The sequence below is a fragment of the Arthrobacter sp. 05L417 genome (assembly GCF_056397865.1).
Map to the genome: position 1 here is coordinate 13769 of NZ_JBFTOG010000012.1, position 18648 is coordinate 32416.

Annotated in this window: 14 protein-coding genes; 8 read left to right on the top strand and 6 right to left on the bottom strand. The window is 59.5% G+C overall.

The features are described from left to right. Positions 1–35: 35 nt before the first annotated feature. Positions 36–2369, top strand: a complete 2334-nt coding sequence (metE, locus tag AC1DJW_RS11245) for a 5-methyltetrahydropteroyltriglutamate--homocysteine S-methyltransferase (RefSeq protein WP_284754844.1) — start codon at positions 36–38, stop codon at positions 2367–2369. A 150-nt stretch (positions 2370–2519) separates the two neighbouring features. On the opposite strand, the gene AC1DJW_RS11250 is transcribed toward metE, so the two are convergent. Together AC1DJW_RS11250 and AC1DJW_RS11255 are read right to left on the bottom strand one after the other, a co-directional pair. Next, positions 2520–3026, bottom strand: coding sequence for a DUF2004 domain-containing protein (locus AC1DJW_RS11250; protein ID WP_284754842.1), 507 nt, complete (start codon positions 3024–3026; stop codon positions 2520–2522). Positions 3027–3077: 51 nt separating this feature from the next. Further along, positions 3078–4055: a LysR family transcriptional regulator gene (locus AC1DJW_RS11255; RefSeq protein ID WP_476901455.1), complete on the bottom strand. Its 978-nt coding sequence runs from the start codon at positions 4053–4055 to the stop codon at positions 3078–3080. Positions 4056–4577: 522 nt separating this feature from the next. Between AC1DJW_RS11255 and nrdH the strand changes: the two genes are divergently transcribed. The 4 genes from nrdH to nrdF all read left to right on the top strand — a co-directional run bounded on the left by nrdH (position 4578) and on the right by nrdF (position 8599). Continuing rightward, positions 4578–4820 (top strand): glutaredoxin-like protein NrdH, encoded by a 243-nt coding sequence (gene nrdH, locus AC1DJW_RS11260; RefSeq protein WP_028267421.1) that lies wholly within the window; start codon positions 4578–4580, stop codon positions 4818–4820. A gap of 56 nt (positions 4821–4876) precedes the next feature. Continuing rightward, positions 4877–5347, top strand: coding sequence for a class Ib ribonucleoside-diphosphate reductase assembly flavoprotein NrdI (gene nrdI, locus AC1DJW_RS11265; RefSeq protein ID WP_284754836.1), 471 nt, complete (start codon positions 4877–4879; stop codon positions 5345–5347). Positions 5348–5358: 11 nt separating this feature from the next. Beyond that, a complete protein-coding gene (gene nrdE, locus AC1DJW_RS11270; protein WP_284754834.1) occupies positions 5359–7506 on the top strand; it encodes a class 1b ribonucleoside-diphosphate reductase subunit alpha in 2148 nt (715 codons plus the stop codon). Positions 7507–7624: 118 nt separating this feature from the next. Further along, the gene (nrdF, locus tag AC1DJW_RS11275) at positions 7625–8599 is read left to right on the top strand and encodes a class 1b ribonucleoside-diphosphate reductase subunit beta (RefSeq protein WP_284754833.1); all 975 of its coding nucleotides are present in this window, start codon (positions 7625–7627) and stop codon (positions 8597–8599) included. Positions 8600–9772: 1173 nt separating this feature from the next. Here the strand turns inward: nrdF and AC1DJW_RS11280 are convergent. From AC1DJW_RS11280 to AC1DJW_RS11295, 4 genes are all read right to left on the bottom strand, one after another. Continuing rightward, entirely contained in the window at positions 9773–9904 is a 132-nt protein-coding gene (locus tag AC1DJW_RS11280) for a hypothetical protein (RefSeq protein WP_441429442.1), read from the bottom strand. A 58-nt stretch (positions 9905–9962) separates the two neighbouring features. Beyond that, the gene (locus AC1DJW_RS11285; RefSeq protein ID WP_441429441.1) at positions 9963–11453 is read right to left on the bottom strand and encodes a CoA transferase; all 1491 of its coding nucleotides are present in this window, start codon (positions 11451–11453) and stop codon (positions 9963–9965) included. 91 nt (positions 11454–11544) lie between these two features. Beyond that, positions 11545–12612 (bottom strand): SDR family NAD(P)-dependent oxidoreductase, encoded by a 1068-nt coding sequence (locus AC1DJW_RS11290; RefSeq protein ID WP_476901456.1) that lies wholly within the window; start codon positions 12610–12612, stop codon positions 11545–11547. Positions 12613–12730: 118 nt separating this feature from the next. Beyond that, the gene (locus AC1DJW_RS11295) at positions 12731–13405 is read right to left on the bottom strand and encodes a TetR/AcrR family transcriptional regulator (RefSeq protein ID WP_441429439.1); all 675 of its coding nucleotides are present in this window, start codon (positions 13403–13405) and stop codon (positions 12731–12733) included. Positions 13406–13509: 104 nt separating this feature from the next. On the opposite strand from AC1DJW_RS11295, the gene AC1DJW_RS11300 reads away from it, so the two are divergent. From AC1DJW_RS11300 to AC1DJW_RS11310, 3 genes are read left to right on the top strand one after another with little or no spacing between them, the layout of a single operon-like run. After that, positions 13510–14631, top strand: coding sequence for a CoA transferase (locus AC1DJW_RS11300; RefSeq protein WP_441429438.1), 1122 nt, complete (start codon positions 13510–13512; stop codon positions 14629–14631). Continuing rightward, a complete protein-coding gene (locus AC1DJW_RS11305) occupies positions 14624–15916 on the top strand; it encodes a CaiB/BaiF CoA transferase family protein (RefSeq protein WP_441429437.1) in 1293 nt (430 codons plus the stop codon). Before AC1DJW_RS11300 ends, AC1DJW_RS11305 begins: the two co-directional genes overlap by 8 nt. 13 nt (positions 15917–15929) lie before the next feature. After that, positions 15930–17486, top strand: coding sequence for an aldehyde dehydrogenase (locus AC1DJW_RS11310; protein WP_441429436.1), 1557 nt, complete (start codon positions 15930–15932; stop codon positions 17484–17486). Positions 17487–18648 lie beyond the last annotated feature (1162 nt).

Sequence of the window (18648 nt, forward strand, 5' to 3'; positions counted from 1 at the left end):
ACATCAATTTGCACCTACTGCCCCAAGGAAATCCCATGACTGAACAGAACATCACCCAGTTCCCCGCAGCCTCGATTCTCGGCTACCCGCGCATCGGCCGCCGTCGCGAACTTAAGAAGGCCGTTGAAGCCTACTGGGCCGGCAAGATCGACGCCGCAGCCCTTGACGCCGCTGCCAAGGACATCCAGCTGACCACCGCCAAGCGACTCCAGGAACTCGGCCTCAACGAAGCCGCCGCCGTTCCCGGCACCTTCTCCTTCTACGACCAGGTGCTCGACGCCACCGCACACCTCGGCGCCGTCCCGGCCCGCTTTGGCCAGCTGCTCAACGCCGAAGGCCAGCTCGACATCGATGGCTACTTCACCCTGGCCCGCGGCAACAAGGAACAGCAGCCGCTGGAAATGACCAAGTGGTTCGACACCAACTACCACTACCTCGTTCCGGAAATCGGCCCGGAGACCGACTTCAAGCTCGCCTCCAACCGCATCGTCGAGGAATTCGAGTTCGCCCTGGCCAACGGCATCGAGACCCGTCCGTACATCGTCGGCCCGGTCACCTACCTGCTGCTTTCCAAGGCTTCCGACGACGCTCCTGCGGGCTTCGCTCCGCTGTCGCGCCTCGAGGACATCCTCCCGGTCTATGTTGAGCTGCTCGGCAAGCTTGCCGCTGCCGGCGCCAGCTGGATCCAGTTGGACGAGCCCGCACTCGTTGTCGACCAGGACACCCCGGCCGCGGAAATCCAGGCCGCCGTTGCCCGTGCCTACGAAGTCCTCTCCGGTGCGGCAGCGCGCCCGCAGCTCTTCGTCTCCACCCCGTACGGTGCCCTCGACGGCCAGCTCGGCACCCTTGCCGCCACCAACATCGACGCCCTGCACATCGACGTCTTCAAGGGCGCGGTACCGTCCGCAGCAGCCCTGGCCGGCCTGGGCAACAAGACCCTGGTTGCCGGCGTCGTCGACGGCCACAACATCTGGCGCAACGACCTCGCCGTCTCGGCCGCCAAGCTGGATGAATTGAAGGCGGCGGCCGGCAAGCTTGCCGTCAGCACTTCCACGTCCACGCAGCACGTTCCCCACGACACCGCGGAGGAGACCCAGCTCTCGGAGCAGCTGCGCAGCTGGCTCGCATTCGCTGACCAGAAGGCCGTCGAGGTCAAGACCCTCGCTGACTACCTGGCCGACCCGGCTTCCGCGAAGGTCGCCATCGACGAAGCTTCCGCAGTGATCGCCTCCCGCGCCACCGCCGAAGGCGTCCAGCGCGCCGACGTCCGTGCCCGCACCGCTGCCCTCACCGAGGCCGACTTCAACCGCTCCGAGTACGCGGTCCGCGAAGCCGCCCAGGAAGCAGCGCTGCACCTGCCGCCGCTGCCCACCACCACCATCGGATCCTTCCCCCAGACCTCGGAAATCCGCTCCGCCCGTGCCCGCAACAACAAGGGCGAGCTGAGCAACGAGCAGTACGAGCAGCTCATGAAGGACGAGATCAAGCGCGTCGTCGACCTGCAGGAAGAGCTCGGCTACGACGTCCTGGTGCACGGCGAACCCGAGCGCAACGACATGGTCCAGTACTTCGCCGAGAACCTCGAAGGCTTCGACGTGACGGTCCACGGCTGGGTCCAGTCCTACGGCTCCCGCTGCACCCGTCCGTCCATCCTTTGGGGCGACGTCACCCGTTCGGCCCCCATCACGGTCGCCTGGGCCGAATACGCGCAGTCCCTGACCAACAAGCCGATGAAGGGCATGCTCACCGGTCCGGTCACCATCCTGGCCTGGTCCTTCGTCCGCGACGACCAGCCGCTGGGTGAGACCGCCAACCAGGTCGGCCTGGCTCTGCGTGACGAAATCGCCGACCTCGAAGCTGCCGGCATCAAGGTCATCCAGGTGGACGAGCCCGCATTGCGCGAACTCCTGCCGCTGCGCAAGGCTGACCACGCCGCCTACCTGAAGTGGTCGGTTGACTCCTTCCGCCTGGCCACTGCCGGTGCGGCCGACGCAACCCAGATCCACACCCACCTCTGCTACTCGGAGTTCGGCGTGATCATCGACGCGATCGACGGCCTGGACGCCGACGTCACATCCATCGAAGCAGCACGTTCACGCATGGAGGTTGTCCACGACCTCGAGGCGCACCACTTCGGCCGCGGCGTTGGTCCGGGCGTCTACGACATCCACTCGCCGCGTGTTCCGGGCGAAGCCGAAGTCACCGAGCTGCTGTCCACCGCGGTCAAGCACGTTCCGTCCCGCCAGCTCTGGGTCAACCCGGACTGCGGCCTGAAGACCCGTGGCTACGCCGAGACCGAAGAGTCCCTGCGCAACCTGGTCAAGGCCACCAAGACGGTCCGCGCCAGCCTGCTGGAAGCAGCCAAGTAAACCCAAGTAGTACAAACTGCGTCGGCCGGTCACCTCGAAAGGTGACCGGCCGACGGTGTTTTTTAATCATCGCTTGCTGGGCCCACACCGGCAGGGTTCCCTGGCCGAACTTGTGAGGCGAGGGGGCCGGTGGGGACTTTTAGTCCTGCTTCAGGACTCCCAGAGGATCTCGTCGTCCACTACGCCGTCCTCGTCCGCCGCAACTACCAGGAGCTCGTCGGTGAAGTGTGAGCCCAGGGTGAAGTCCAGGACGAAATAGCGCTCCGGCTGGCCGGGGTAGATCGCTACATGACCTAGTTTCAGGGCCTTGAGGAAAACGTCCTTGGTGAGCTGCGTCTTTTCGCGGACGCCGAACACCGCCTCCAGTTGCTCTTCTTTAAGCTGGCTGGAGTGGAAGTGGAGGAACTGCTGGGAGTTGGTGCCGTCCTGGTCCAGCTCCTCGGCGATCATGTCCCGGACCTGGTCCACCAACTCGGGGAGGTAGCCCAGGCGGTAGTCCACCTTGTGGAGTGCCTTCTCGTCGAAGTGGTCATGCGCCGTGACGTTCAGGTCCAGTTCGAGGGGATTTCCGGCGAGCTCGTGCGAAGCCACGTAACAGTGCTCCCGCCCGTGGTTGAGCTCGATCTCCCCAAAATGTTTGCTCGCTACCTTGCTCATGTCTTCAAGATAGTCCCAAACAAGCAGCGTGTTCCAGCATCCTGGAAGATTTCAGGTACGCGGTTTGGGCGTTGACTTTTGAGTCGTTTTGGGCATCGTCGCGGCACTGCCGGCCCGCACGGTTGCGGTGCTCCCGCGAAGCGTGTCGGCAAGCAATTCCGTGAAGAGCTGCACCTGCGCCGTGCGCTTCTCGTTGAGGAGCAAGGCGAACACGTTGCGGGCGAGCCGGATGTCGGGAACATCGAGAACCACGACGCCGGGCGGCCGGTGCCTCAGCGCCAGTTCCGGCACCAGCGCGGCGCCGAGCCCCGCTGCCGCCATCTCGAGGCTGGCGTGGAAATCATCGCTATAGGCCACGACGCGCGGGTGCAGATTGCAACTGGCGAACAGGCGTTCAATCACCACCGCGTCGCTGGTGCCCGGATGGTGCATGATCCAAGGCATGTCGGAGAGCTGCGAGGCTTGCATTTCTGCGTCCTCCCGGATGCCCCACGACGCGGGGAGCACCACTCGGAAGTCGTCGTCGCCGATCCACTGCCGATCCAAGGTGTGCGGCCATGCCAGCCCGGACTGGCCCACTTGGTACACCAGCGCGAGGTCCAGTTCGCCGCCGGTGCGCAGCCCCTGGATGGTCTGGGAAGGCTCGGCAACCCACAGACGGAGTTCAATGCCCAGCTTCTTCCAGCGCGGGTTCCGGAGGATGTCCGGCAGGACGTAGGTTGCCAGGCTGGGGAAGATGCCGAGCCGCAGTTCCTGGACGGGGGAGTCCGTGCTGCGCGAGGCGGCCGCCAGCAGGGTCTCGACGTCGGTGAGCACTTTGGAAGCATGGCGCACCATGGTGAGCGCGGCTTCGGTGGGAACCACGCTGCGTGCGGAACGGTGGAAGAGTTCGACGCCGGTATCCCGTTCGAGCGCCGACATCTGTTGGGATACGGCTGAGGCGGTGTAGCCGAGCCGGGCGGCGGCCGCCGCGAAGGAACCGAGCCGCGTGACCTCAAGCAGCGTCCGCAGGTGGAGAAGGTTGACCATCAGTGATCCTTAGGCTCGGTGACGGCCGAAAGGCCGTGGAAGCCAGCATAGCGGTGTGAATTCGGTCTCCGCTGCCGCTGTTGCCGGGTTGGCCTGGCGCCGGACCGGCGCCTGGAAGTGTGGCGGGCGACTCACGAAACGGTGTTTGCAGGATGCCGCGACACGCCGGGATCCTGGCGACACGCTGACGATTAAATGTGGCTAAGTAGTCCACAGGGTGTGGATTAAGTCTCTGGATTTGGCGGATTCCCGGACATTTTTACCCCCTGCGCCTGTGGACTACCGGTGCGTAAAATGACATACTTGTAATACATCATCTTGGGGTTCCGCTGAGGCGCTTGCACTACATGTAGTATCGATTTACGGATTGAGCGGGAAACCAGCGCAAGACATGAATGCAAGACGTGAATAGATCAGTTTGGCTGCCTAGGCGGCCAGCGGGCCAGCATCGGAGTCGGAATCAGTTCCGGTCGGGGCCTGCCAAAGCGAAGAGCAAAGACTTCAACAAAGGGGACAGGGACCATGACTGTTACGGTTTACACGAAGCCGGCCTGTGTTCAGTGCAACGCAACCTACCGTGCACTCGACAAGAAGGGCATCGCCTACCAGAGCGTTGACATCTCCCAGGATGCCGAGGCTCTCGAGCGCCTGAAGGCCCTTGGATACATGCAGGCCCCCGTCGTGGTGACCGAGCAGGACCACTGGTCGGGATTCCGTCCGGACAAGATCGAAGAGCTGGCACTGGCTGCCGCTTCGGTGGCCTAGTTTTTCAGGACTCCGCCACAACAACAGAGTATTCCAATGTAGTCGAGGTGACTCCCATGGCAGCGCTGGCAACAGCAACTGCTCAACTAAACGCTGAAGCTGTCAGCACACGGAGTCACCTCATCTACTTTTCCTCCACATCTGAGAACACCAAGCGCTTCGTCCAGAAGCTCGGCGTCGACGCGGCACGCATCCCGCTCCATGCCAAGGACGCGCCGCTGCTCGCACTGGAACCCTTCGTCCTTGTGCTGCCCACGTATGGTGGCACGAATGGCGAAGGATCGGTGCCCAAGCAAGTCATCAGGTTTCTGAACAACCCGCAGAACAGGGAACTGATCCGCGGCGTCATCGGAGCAGGAAACACCAACTTCGCGGACAACTATTGCGCGGCGGGAGACATTATCGCCGCCAAATGCAAGGTCCCGCATCTCTACAAATTTGAACTCATGGGGACGCCTGAAGACGTCCAAAGGGTCAACGAAGGGCTGGAAAAATTTTGGACACGACTGTCGCAGATACAGAAGTAACCAAGGGCGCTATGGACACCGCCAAGGTCAAGAAGCCATTGCCGGAGGCCTACAAGGGCCTTGGCTACCATGAGCTCAACGCCATGTTGAACCTCTACGGTCCGAACGGGGAAATCCAGTTCGAAGCCGACCGCGAGGCCGCGCACCAGTACTTCCTGCAGCACGTGAACAACAACACCGTTTTCTTCCATGACCTGGAAGAGAAGCTGGACTACCTGGTCAAGAACCAGTACTACGAGCGCGAGACCCTCGATCAGTACACGATGAACTTCATCCGTGACCTGTTCAACCGCGCCTACAAGAAGAAGTTCCGCTTCGAGACCTTCCTTGGCGCCTTCAAGTTCTACACTTCCTACACGCTCAAGACGTTCGACGGCAAGCGTTTCCTGGAGCGCTACGAAGACCGTGTCTGCATGGTTGCCCTGCACCTTGCCCGCGGCAACGAAGAACTGGCCAGCCGCCTGGTCGACGAAATCATCGACGGCCGCTTCCAGCCCGCCACGCCCACGTTCCTCAACGCCGGCAAGGCCCAGCGCGGTGAGCTGGTCTCCTGCTTCCTGTTGCGCATCGAAGACAACATGGAGTCGATCGCCCGCGGCATCAACTCGGCGCTGCAGTTGTCCAAGCGCGGCGGTGGCGTGGCCCTCTCGCTGACCAACATCCGCGAGCATGGCGCCCCGATCAAGCAGATCGAGAACCAGTCCTCCGGCGTCATCCCGGTCATGAAGCTCCTCGAAGACAGCTTCTCCTACGCCAACCAGCTCGGTGCCCGCCAGGGTGCGGGTGCCGTGTACCTGCACGCCCACCACCCGGACATCTACCGCTTCCTGGACACCAAGCGTGAAAACGCCGACGAGAAGATCCGCATCAAGACGCTGTCCCTCGGCGTCGTGGTCCCGGACATTACGTTCGAGCTGGCCAAGAAGAACGAGGACATGTACCTCTTCTCCCCGTACGACGTGGAACGCGTCTACGGCGTTCCGTTCTCCGACATCTCGGTCACCGAGAAGTACTACGAGATGGTGGACGACTCCCGGATCAAGAAGACCAAGATCAGCGCCCGCGAGTTCTTCCAGACCCTCGCGGAGATCCAGTTCGAGTCCGGTTACCCGTACATCATGTTCGAGGACACCGTGAACCGGGCCAACCCGATCGCCGGCAAGATCACCATGAGCAACCTGTGCTCGGAGATCCTGCAGGTTTCCACGCCGTCCATCTACGCCGAGGACCTCAGCTATGAGACGGTCGGCAAGGACATCTCCTGCAACCTTGGTTCGATGAACATCGCCAAGACCATGGATTCCCCGGACTTCGGCCTGTCGATCGAGACGTCCATCCGTGCCCTCAGCGCGGTGTCGGACATGTCCTACATCAACTCGGTGCCGTCCATCGCGCAGGGCAACGCCCAGAGCCACGCAATCGGCCTTGGCCAGATGAACCTGCACGGCTACCTTGCCCGTGAGCACGTCCACTACGGTTCCGAAGAGGGCCTGGACTTCACCAACATCTACTTCTACACGGTGCTGTTCCACGCACTGCGTGCCTCGAACAAGCTGGCCATCGAGACCGGCCAGCCCTTCGGCGGCTTCGAGAACTCCACGTACGCCAGTGGCACGTTCTTCGACAAGTACACCGAGCAGGAATGGTCCCCGGAGACCGAGCGCGTCCGCGAGCTCTTTGCCGGCATCCACATTCCCACGCAGGATGACTGGCGCGAGCTGAAGGCTTCCGTCATGGAGCACGGCATCTACAACCAGAACCTGCAGGCCGTGCCGCCCACGGGCTCCATCAGCTACATCAACAACTCGACGTCGTCGATCCACCCGGTGGCAGCCAAGATTGAAATCCGCAAGGAAGGCAAGATCGGCCGCGTCTACTACCCGGCTCCCTACCTCGACAACGACAACCTGGAGTACTACCAGGACGCGTACGAGATCGGCTACGAAAAGATCATCGACACCTACGCTGCCGCCACGCAGCACGTGGACCAGGGCCTGTCCCTGACGCTGTTCTTCAAGGACACCGCCACCACGCGCGACATCAACAAGGCGCAGATCTACGCATGGCGCAAGGGCATCAAGACGCTCTACTACATCCGCCTCCGCCAGCTCGCGCTGGAAGGGACCGAAGTAGAAGGCTGCGTTTCCTGCATGCTGTAACCGATAACGGTTGTTTATTTGCGGCAGTCGCCGCGCCTCAAAACTGAAGAGTACGACGCCGGGTGAGCGCCCGGCGTCGTACGCTTACCTTAAAGAACACATACGTTAAGGGGACGAAATGACCGAGAAGGTCAAGCTGCTTAGCCACGTCGAAGCGATCAACTGGAACCGCATCCAGGACGACAAGGACGTGGAGGTCTGGAACCGCCTGGTTAACAACTTCTGGCTGCCGGAGAAGGTCCCGCTGTCCAATGACGTCCAGTCCTGGCACACCCTGACGCCGGAGGAGCAGCAGCTCACCATGCGGGTATTCACGGGCCTGACCCTGCTGGACACCATCCAGGGCACGGTTGGCGCCGTTTCCTTGATCCCGGACGCGATCACCCCGCACGAAGAGGCCGTGTACACCAACATCGCCTTCATGGAGTCGGTACACGCAAAGTCGTACTCATCGATTTTCTCCACCCTGTGCTCCACCAAGGAGATTGACGACGCCTTCCGCTGGTCCCTCGAAAACGAGAACCTGCAGAAGAAGGCGCAGATCGTCATGGACTACTACCAAGGCGACGATCCCCTCAAGCGCAAGGTCGCGTCCACGCTGCTGGAATCGTTCCTGTTCTACTCCGGGTTCTACCTTCCGATGTACTGGTCTTCCCGTGCCAAGCTCACGAACACGGCAGACCTCATCCGCTTGATCATCCGCGACGAAGCCGTGCACGGCTACTACATCGGCTACAAGTTCCAGAAGGGCCTCGAAAAGGTCTCCGAGGAGAAGCGCCAGGAAATCAAGGACTACACCTTCGAACTGCTCTTCGAGCTGTACGAAAACGAAGTCCAGTACACGCACGACCTATACGACGGCGTCGGCTTGGCCGAGGACGTCAAGAAGTTCCTGCACTACAACGCCAACAAGGCTCTCATGAACCTCGGCTACGAGGCCATGTTCCCGGCCTCCGTCACCGACGTGAACCCGGCCATCCTGTCGGCCCTGTCACCCAATGCCGATGAGAACCACGACTTCTTCTCGGGGTCGGGGTCGTCCTATGTGATTGGCAAGGCTGTCAATACTGAAGATGAGGACTGGGAGTTCTAGTTCGTTGAGAGAAGTCACTCTAAGTGGAAGAACCGATATCCATTTGGAAGAACTAGTCGGCCTATCTGGAAGACTTCCAAATAGGTGTGAGAATTCACGGTAGTAGTTGGCCATTTCCCAAGTTAGATGTCCACGTTTCGCCGTACTTGGCCAGCTGTTCATGCAGTTGGCCAAGTAGGTGGAACGCCCGTCATGTTGGAAGTGCCGGGCCCCTACTTGGAAGACTTGCAAGTAGGTGGATGGGGCCGCTCTCGTCCACCCAGAAGTGGGAGGGGTAGGTCTTGCGACGCAGCAGCTGTGAGATTGGAGGCTAGTTGGCGATTCGCCAGCTAGGTGGCGAATCTGCCCAACGTATTTGGCGGGTCTTCCGTCTCTCTCGTGATGGAGGTTAATTCCGCGCGCAAGTTAGACGGCCGCCAGTGTGGCCGCCTAGATTGTGCGCAAAATGTCGTTGCAACGGGCGTTGTTGAAGTGAATCCGAGATCGCAAAATTTGGGGGAATAGTGGCTAAGGGTTCGCTGACAGTCAGTTCGTTGGCAGCAAAGGCCAAGGTCGACACAGAGCAAGCGTTGGTCGCGCTTTGGGGAGAAGGCGTCGAATATGTGGACGCCCCAAACTCGGTCGTAGAACGCCGCGATATGCGGGCAGCAGAAAGGGCCTTGGGCCTTCCTGGTGCTCAGCAGAGGAAAGTTTCGTACTGGCTCGGAGAGTATGGGCTGGAGCGCAACGAATTGGCGGACCTGTTGGAGGAGTTGGGTTTCACATTGAAGTCCGCCACCATCACCATGCCAAGGGGCTCCATCAGGCGACTTAACTCGTATCTGGCGTCCACCACTGACAGTACGGCGCGCAGGTTGGAACAGCGGCGCGAGGTTCTAAAGAGTGATTCACGGCCTGTGGCGCCGCCGTTTGAGTGGACGGCGAAGGGAACGGCTCGTGAGAGAAGACTCCTTACGACCGAGGAGATTCTAGGAATCCATGAGGAACTCGAAAGCGATTTTGCGGAAGCGGGAGACCCGATTAGTCCCCCAGGTGTCCGGAGCGTACAACTTCTTGAAAGCGCCGTGTCCAGACCCGGGACGAGCTTGGGTGGTCAGTACAAGTACTCCACCATCCAGTCAGCTGGCGCCGCACTTCTACACTCGTTGGGTCTTCGCAGGCTTTCGCCGCGCCTCAGCTGCCGCGGATGGCGAGAGGCTCGATACACAGCGGTGCTTTGCTTGGCCAAACGAGCACGCCGTTGTCCTCGCGGGAATTCTCCATGTCGAGGACAACGGCGTGGCGATCGTCAGCGCCGAGCGGCATGCGGACATTGTGGACCGAGCTGTTTGCACCATCCGTCAGTCAAGCAAGACTGGACGCGTCATGGCCGATCGTAAGACCACGTCGGCGCAGATGATCCTGGCCTCTCCGAGATGCGGTCCCAAAAGTGGGGGGTGTTTTCGATGGTCAAAGGGAACGGTAGGCGTTGGGACGCTCTTCCGCCCATGCTGTAGATGCGATCATCCAGAAAGTCAGCCTCGATAGGCAAGTCGAATGTCTCCTGATTTTGAGGAGATCCTCCATTTGCAAGCAGGGCAGCCGACCGGGCGAGTGACATTTTGGTGACAGATCCCAATCCCGTGTTCATCCTTCGTCGCAGGCCTTCAAGCACCGCCGCAGCGAGTTGGTATCCAGTGCCGAAATCGAGGGCCTCCACCGGCAGATGTCGCGGTCGGGTCGCATCAACTGAATGTCCCAGCGCGTTGAGCGGAAGTCGACGGTCAGGGTCCTGATTTGCCCACCGGCTCACTTCATGTGCGATTCCTGATGAGAACTGTACAAGGGTGTCAAAGCCCCGCCTTTCCCTCCATGGGCCTGTCCAGCCATAAGCACACAAGGCAACTTCTACTAGTCCAGGCCGAAGAGAAGACCGTGTCTCTTGATCGAACCCGAGGCGGTCAAGTGCCCCTGGCCTATAGCCGTGCACCAATACATCGGTTGATGCCAGCAATTTCTTGAAGTGTTCCCTGCCCTCCGGCGTTTTGATGTCGAGCAATGCCCATCGCTTGCCGAGGACAATGTCGTTAGCTTTTCCCAGCAGTACTTCGTCCGAGTTTGGCGCATCCAGCCTTAGGACTTCCGCGCCGAGGGCCGCCAGGTATCTGGTGGCCATTGGGCCTGCCACGACCCGCGTCAGGTCCAAAACGCGGACACCGAGGAGCGGCCGTCCCGGTGTGGGTCGCCAAGAGTCGACGCCCATGAGGGTGTCCTCGCATGCGGCAATGGGTTCACGTGCGACGGCGGCACCTTGGGGATGATGACGCCAGTCATCGAGAGACCGGGCTACGGCTGCCGCCGCGCCACCGGCGATCAGGCGGTTTTCTGCTTCGTCAGCATTCAAACCGGAAAGCGCTTCAGCGACATCTTTTAGGTCACCTTTGATTTCGAGGCTTCCAAACAATCGCTGGCGAAGCGTAGGGTACGTTGCCTGTACTCGAATCCACTGGGCGTCTCGAGTCTGGAACTCAACCATCCACTTTGAGTGGATGCCATGGGGGAGAGGCTCGTCGATGAGCCTCGAAGGCGCTATAGGAAAATCAAACCAGGTTGTCGCATTCTTCCGGTCCACCCTGACTTCGGGCGCACCTAGGCCAGCGTCGTGAATTAGTTGGCTCGCGGATAGCCCCGCGGCGGCAAAGGTGGCGGCTGCGAAATCAGCAACTGGAAACGGCGAGGAAAGGTCTCCCTCGTTGTGGAACGTCACTCTTTCGAGGGCGGGCGCCTCTCCGCCCAAGGAATTCCAGATTTCTCGGAGGAAGCTCTTTGCGATGGGGAAATCTGAAGATGCTGCTGAAATAGGGGGAGTGAACATTGCTTCCTCTGGCAAACTGTGGACCGGCAGGACCACTAGGGATGGAATGGATCGTGCCCCATAGGCTTCCGGCTGCTGGATGGATGGCTCTCTAAATGTGGTTCGGTCGCCGTTGTCCTGCGCGGCCTGGTGTGGTGGGCGGGGTCTCAGCTGTCCCGAGGAAGGACGCGTGAGGAACAGGGCACTTAGTGGCATCACCCGTACCGTCGTGCGCGTGCGAAATATCAGATTCAAGGCTTTCCACCAAGGGAAGTCTTTGAACGTCAGCCATCACGTCGCGTGCGTGCTCCAATGCGAACGCTCGAGACGCGGGATTTGTGGCAATAATATGTATTCCGCTCAATAGGCCGTCGAAAGCCTGTTTGGCGACGTCCTCAGAGGATTGAGCGTATGGTTCAATGGCCGACCGGAGTTCGGGGTGTGCGGCGATCAATTCACCCACCCGTTCCGTTAGAACCCACCCCGGTGCCAGAAGGCTGGTACCGACGCCTGTATCCTCGAAATCCCGGCGCGCAACGTCAGTAAATCCCAAATTGGCGTACTTGCTGACGGTGTAGGTGCTAAGTGCCATCACGTGTGGGGGAACTCCCAGTGAATGTTCCGACCCGACGTTCAGAATGTAGGCGGCCTGCCCGCGCTGTGCAGACCTTTTGAGTTCCTCAGCAAACACCCTGATTCCGTTGAACATTCCAAGCACGTTCACCTCGAAGAGGCGCCGGGCCTTCGTCGGGTCAGCGGTGTCAAGACCAGCGTTTTCGCCGCCACTGGCTGCGTTGTTTACAACCACGTTGACTTGTCCGAATCGGCGCACAGCTTCCGCTTTGAGATTCATCACAGATTCGTAGTCAGCAACATCGGTCAGAACCCACTCAGCCCGACCGCCGGCTGCCGCTATGAGGCTCACTGTTTCGCTGGCGTCCCCGGTGGAACCGATGAGCACGCGTGCTCCCCGTGAGGCGGCTTCCCGGGCCAGTGCGCGGCCAACGCCGGTACCTCCGCCGGTAACAACTACAACTGCATCTGTCAGAGAAGACATTTTGTGGTCCTTTCGCTGAATAGGGGGCTCAACTACGCGAATCTGTTGTGAGTGGGATGCGAGCCCTACCGGTAGACGAGCCATCGTTGGCAAGTCTGGGCGAAGTGATTCCATTCGCAACATAGATATGCCTTAGAGGCCTTAGTTCGTGTACAGAACTAGCTTAGGTTTTACCGTTTCACGAGTCAACCATCTGGTTGGTTGAAATCGAGGACGGGCCGGGCTTGTTGAGCGCAAACCCTCACTCCGGACGAAGCGCCTGGATGAGTTGCGCGGCAAAGACCCGACGACGTTCAGCGAAATTTTCACTGCCAGGATCTTCGCCTGTGAGCATTTTTGTAATCTGGGGCAGCGCATGAGGCCCCATGGACATCATGACAATGAACAACGCCACCATTGCAGGGTCCATGTCTGCTCTTAAGTCCCCCTGGCTTTGGGAGCGTCGAACGATGTCAATCTCCCGGTGCCAAGCCTTGGTCCGCTCTGCCTCCATGCGAATCTCCTGGCCGCCGCCCTCGCTATTTTCGATACCCTCCCACACAAGGAGGCGGCGCCAAAACTTCGAGTTTGCACCTGAACCCGCGCTAAGAAATTTGCCTGCAGTGTCCTCAAGGCGTAGTGATTCCATGGCCGTCCATGCGGGAGCCGTACCTTCGATCATGGCCGAAAGCACGGCATCGTAGAGGCCGGCTTTGTTGCCAAAGTAGTAATAGATCAACTGCTTGTTGCAGTCCGAGGCTTTGGCGATTTCATCAATTCGTACGGCAGCAAAGCCCTTTTGGGCGAATTGCTCGGTGGCAACCTGGAGAATTCGATCCCTCCGGGAGGGTCCGTCGACTTCCTCTTCCTGGGCTGCTGGGCTCTCGGGCTGCTGTTTAGAGGTTCGTGCCATGGAGGCTAGGTTACCACCGTTCAACCGAACACTTGGTTGACTAACAGGATCGTTTCGATAGAATCAAGTAACTAGTTGGTTGAAACAAAACCCACTAGCTCGCCGAACCTGCAGGAGGAGAAAATTGCATGGAAACACGCAGTGTGGGGAGAACAGACTTCGGACATAGTGGTCCGTTGTCCGGTCTTTCCGTAGTCGAACTTGGGGATGACATTGCTGTTGCGCTAACCGGAAAACTTTTGGGAGCCTTGGGAGCTGCCGTTACGAGGTTTGAACCGGAAACTGGCTTCGCCTCACGCTCACGCGCGCCTATGGGACCTGATGGAACGAGTTTCCTCTTCACGTATTTGAACAAGGGCAAAACGATTCAGAGTGCTGCAAGCGTCGATGGCGGCGCTGCGTCTCTTATCCGGTCAGCGGAGATCGTAATCGGAGCTCATCAGTGTTTCGTGTCGGAGGGCGTGGGAGTGGAGAGGCTTAGCCGTGGTGGAAAGATTGTCACAGCCATAAGTGGCTGGGGTGAGCAGGGACCGCGGGTTGGGGATCCTTTTTCTGATTTGGTTGTCCAGGCCGCTGGAGGCCTGATCAATCTTGTTGGCGACCGAGACCGGCATCCGCTGGCATTGGCCGGAAACCAGGCCGCATACTCCACCGGAATGCAGGCCTTCACTGGCACTATGATTGCGCTGCACCATCACGACAAGACGGGTGAAGGGCAGGTCGTACGAACGAGTTACCTTGAGACAGTGGCCTACTTGGAGTGGAAGGGCGCCACGTACTACCAGGCGAATGGCGTGGTTCTGTCGCGGGGAAGAAGCTCAGGGCCTGTCATTCTGAGGACTCAAGATGGGCACGTCGCGTTCTACTACCGTGATACTGACTGGGCGCAGGTGGTGTCGCTCTTTTCGGATCCCCGCCTTGCTTCGCCCAAATTTGCCAGTCCTACTGGTCGGATCGAGCATGAGGCAGAGCTTACGCTCGTTCTGTCCGAGTGCTCTGGGACGTGGACGAAGGAGGCTCTGTACCATGCAGCCCAAGCACGAGGTATACCCGTGGGCAGCGTTGAGCTCATCTCAGACCTTTTGTCCTCCGAGCAGTACCTGGACCAGAGGTTCTTTGAGAGTGCAGGCATCCCCGGGGTGCCGTCAGCGAAGCAGCCAGGCGTGCCCTTCACTTTGGGGGGGCAGCGGCCGCGTGGCGAAGCGATGGTTGGCGCACTGAAAACTTTGGACGGAGTTACATGTGAATGAGCAGGGGCAGCTTGCCGGCCAAGATGCAACCAAACTCCCGGGTCCACTACATGGAGTACGGGTACTGGATTTGGGCACCATCACGGCGGGAGCAGCGACAAGTTGTGTTTTCGCCGACTTCGGTGCGGATGTTGTCAAAGTGGAGTCCTTGGCTCACATCGATCCTTTCCGCGCCTGGAAGCAGGTTTCTTCGTCCACAGGAAATGACGACTATGATCGCAGCCCGCCGTTTCATACTGTGAACCGGGGAAAGCGCAGCGTCGGTATTAATCTGAAGACGGCCCAAGGGAGGTCTCTGCTGCTGGATTTGGTCCGGTCAAGCGATGTCGTCGTCGAGAATTTCCGCCGAGGCGTGTTGGAACGCCTGCGCCTAACGTATGAGGACCTTTGCGAGGCTAATCCAGCTATCGTCCTTCTTTCCCTTACTAGTCAAGGCATCCATGGGCCAGAAAACCGATACGCCTCGTTCGGCTCAACGTTGGATGCTCTGGGTGGATTGATGTCCGTGACCGGATACGACGCAAGCACGCCTAGATGGTCCGGAAACAACGTGAACTATCCGGATCAGCTGGTTTCCTTCCTGGCTCCAGGTGTTGTTCTTGCCGCCCTCCGCCAAGCCGAAAGTACCGGATCGGGGACTTGGATCGACTTCTCTCAGCGGGAAGCCGTGACCTTTTCCCTGGGAGAACAGGTAATGGCAGGATCGGTTTCCGGAGTCGACCCCGTTCCTCTGGGCAACAGAGCTGAGGACTTCATTCAAGGGGTCTATCCGACAGCCCATAGTGAGAAGTGGGTTGCTCTCTCGATCCCCAATGACGACATCTCGTGGGCGAAACTTGCCCGGGTTGTGGGTATCAACCCAAGCGAGTCCACACTTGCATCCCCTGAATTGCGATGGAACGCGCACGACCAAATCGATCAAGGCATTGCCCGATGGACATCCTGGCTGGAACCGCCTTCGGTCGTCAGGGCCTTCGCTGAAGCCGGAATAGCGGCTGCCCGGGTGACAAATGCTGTTGAAGTTCTGGAAGACGAACAACTTGGCGCACTTGGCTTTTTCAGGGAAGTCGATACGCCCCTGGGAACCGTCAGGCAGCGGGGCTTTTCTGCCCGGCTCTCTGGGACGCCCGGAAATATTCGACGCCATGCTCCAAACCTCGGAGAGCATACCAGCGAGGTGCTCAAGGAGCGACTAGCCATTGACGATGAAACGATCAATGATCTAGTCGGCTGTGGTGTTTTGAACGACGGCCCGCAACTGGCTTCAGCGGCGCCAACCAATTAGGACGACAGGCTCAATGACTGACAACGATGTACAGGAGAAGCACATGAACAATCTGCCTAGTTCGGTTCTGGCCGAACGTTTTTCACCGGATACGGATCGCGACTACGCAATGCTGATAGATGGAGACTGGGTCCAGTCCTCGAGCGGAGAAACGTTTCAGTGTGTGGATCCGTTCGACAATGTCCCGTGGGGAAGGATTCCCGCAGCCACGGTGGAGGACGTCGACCGCGCGGTGCGGGCAGCTCGTCGCGCGTTCGACCAGGATGGTTGGGGCACAACATCGCCTCTCGTCCGGTCGCAACTGCTTCGGCGGTTCGGCGATCTCATAGGGGAACACGCCGAGGAACTCGCAAAAATCCAAATCCACGAGAACGGCAAACTCATCACTGAAATGCTTGCCGGCGCCCGGACGTTGGGTCCGCAGGCTCATTACGTTGCAGGCTTGGCTGAGAACATTCACGGCCGCACCTTCCAGTCACTGATACCGAATACCACCGCTTATAGCGTCCGGGAGCCGATCGGCGTCGTCGCTGCCATCACCCCATGGAACACCCCCCTGGGGCTGTTGTCGTGGAAGCTGTTCCCAGCTCTTGCCGCTGGAAACACCATTGTCATCAAACCCTCAGAAGTTACTCCGACGTCAACGCTCAGGTTGGCCGAGCTGGCTATGGAAGCTGGGTTTCCACCAGGAGTAATAAACGTCGTGACCGGTTTTGGCCAGCCCACCGGGTCAGCTTTAGTCTCCCACTCGGAAGTCGACAAGATTGCGTTCACCGGTTCCACGGGCGCGGGTCGGGCAATTTACAAGCAAGCCGCAGAACGAATCGGACGGGTCACTCTCGAATTGGGTGGAAAATCGCCCAACATCATCTTTGCCGATGCGGACCTTGACGATGCCGTTCATGGAGTCATGGCGGGCATATTCGCAGCCACGGGCCAGACCTGCATGGGAGGTTCACGTGTCTTGGTCCAGGATGCCATCCATGACGAGTTTGTTGAGCGATTGGCGAAGGCCACCAGGTCTCTTCGCCTTGGAGATCCCCTGGACCCGTCTGTTGACGTTGGACCGGTGGCAAATCGAGCACAGTTCCAGAAGGTGCTGGAATACGTTTCGATCGGTAAGGACGAAGGGGCCGAACTTGTCACTGGCGGAGTCACTCGCGCGGACGCAAGCGGCAACGGAAACGGGCTCTTCATCGAGCCGGCTGTTTTTGCTGGCGTCGACAATGGCTCCAGGCTTGCTCAAGATGAAATTTTTGGCCCTGTAGCAAGCGTCATCCGCTTCAAAGATGAAGACGAAGCGGTAAGCATCGCGAATAACACGGAGTTCGGACTTGCGGCGGGGATTTGGACGAACGACGTCGGGCGGGCCCACCGCATGGTTGGAAGGGTCCGCGCTGGGACCGTATGGGTCAACAGCTATCGCTTGGTTTCGTTCAACGTTCCGTTTGGAGGTTTCAAACAGAGCGGAATTGGGCGGGAGCTCGGACCAGATGCTCTCGACGCTTACACAGAGGAAAAGGCGGTCTGGATAAACCAGGGGAACCGTCAAACATTCGGGCGTCACTAATCCTCTGGCACTCACAGCCGGTTCGCTGTGAGTGCCAGACAGCCCGCTCGTGAAGGACGCCCGGTGGGGTAGTTGCCAGGGAAGGACTTTGGCGAGCAATAACCGGACAAGGCTGACGATCGTTCTTATGCTCAGACTGTGCGGACTGGAGCTAACGAATGCCCGGATGGATGGACTGCCCCAATCACAGCTTCAACACGGAAATGTAGGCTGTCTGCGGTCGTGATCCCATGGATTCCAGCACGCAAAGTTTTGGCTGGTTCATGCTTACACTGCCCGCTCTTGAGATATTGGGCAAAGCGTCCTCGATTGTTTGCTATACGCACGATCTTCGGTTTGGTGCGGACATCAGGCCATCTAAGGGACATGCGCAGAAAATGTTCGGCTCTGCACCGCGGCGATAACGTTATGCCTGGCACGATGGATCATCAACGTGGTCCAAAAGAATCGGAAGTAGATCCCCGACCGCTGTAGTGCGATTCCCGATCCATTGCCGAGGACGGCTATTCCCGTTTGCCTCTTATGCGATCCGCCTACGGCGTGTCTCCTTATTGGCGTAGCCAGATGATCACGGGCATAGAACGACGCCGGCGCGGGATGTCAGCGGGACTTGTCATAGCAGGTCGCGTGTTAGCGGCCATGAAAAACTGCCCGTAGGCGGCCACGAAAATGCCCACTGGGCGAGTTCTAGTCATCGTTGCAACACCTCCGGATAATCGGGAGTTGCAACACCATGGAATCACCATCGAAAAATAGTCTCCCCTTAGGGAAAAAATCTTCTTTCACGGAAGACCCGGCGTCGAGGACCGGGGCGCTCGGGAAGCGTTCCCAGCAGTCCCATACCCGTGCCCAAAGACAGGATTTCCTTTCCGCCGTGGCGCGTCTGGGAACTGTCGCCGAGGCGGCTCAGGAGCTCGGCATCAATAGGAGCACGTGCCAGAAGTGGGCGAACGCTGCCGGGATCAGGCCGCAGCGCCAGTACAGCCAGGCGGAGAAGGACCACTTCTATGCCGTTCTGGACAGGACGGGCAACATTACCGCGTCGGCCCAGGAGCTGGGATTGAACATCAGCACCGCGCATAGCTGGGCCGGCAAGGTCAACCCTGCCGGGAGAAAACCACGGGCCATAGGAACCGGGAGGGCTGCTCCTGCGCATCGCCCC